Origin of the sequence: Streptococcus oralis (assembly GCF_001579175.1) — a bacterium.
Taxonomy (GTDB): Bacteria; Bacillota; Bacilli; order Lactobacillales; family Streptococcaceae; genus Streptococcus; species Streptococcus oralis_O.
Genome location: NZ_KQ970770.1, coordinates 1 through 651, shown reverse-complemented (window position 1 = coordinate 651; position 651 = coordinate 1). Strand labels below are relative to the sequence as shown.

The window sequence follows — 651 nt, the reverse complement described above, 5'->3', positions numbered from 1 at the left end:
GTCCAAATGTTCCAGGAAAGCCTCAGATTGCTTATGATTTCGAGACAACAGACCGTATCTTGTCAGAGGTATTTGCCTACTTTACCAAACCTCTTGGAATTAAGTTGCCACCTTATTTTGATATTGTCCACTTTGACCAAGCGGCTGCTATTTTCAACAAATATCCGCTCAAGTTTGTTAACTGTGTTAACTCTATCGGAAACGGCCTTTATATTGAAGAAGAGTCGGTTGTTATTCGTCCTAAAAATGGTTTCGGTGGAATTGGTGGAGAATATATCAAACCAACCGCTCTTGCTAATGTGCACGCCTTCTACCAACGTTTAAATCCTCAAATCCAAATCATCGGAACGGGTGGTGTTCTAACGGGTCGTGATGCCTTTGAACACATCCTCTGCGGTGCTAGTATGGTGCAAGTAGGAACGACACTCCACAAGGAAGGCGTTGGAGCTTTTGAGCGCATTACCAATGAACTGAAAGCAATTATGGCGGAAAAAGGGTACGAGAACCTAGAAGATTTCCGTGGGAAATTGCGCTATATTGACTAAATGAAATAGAAAAACAAGAAGAAAGGAGAGAAGATGCTAGCCATAGAAGAGAGTCAAAACTTGTCTCTATCAAACTTATCTAGCCTGACCTTATTTACTGGTTCGG

1 protein-coding gene is annotated in these 651 nt (G+C 41.9%); it reads left to right on the top strand.

The window, feature by feature from the left end; translation table 11 throughout:
* On the top strand, positions 1-545 hold a 545-nt coding region (locus SORDD24_RS10570; protein ID WP_081103595.1), incomplete at its 5' end, for a dihydroorotate oxidase.
* Positions 546-651 lie beyond the last annotated feature (106 nt).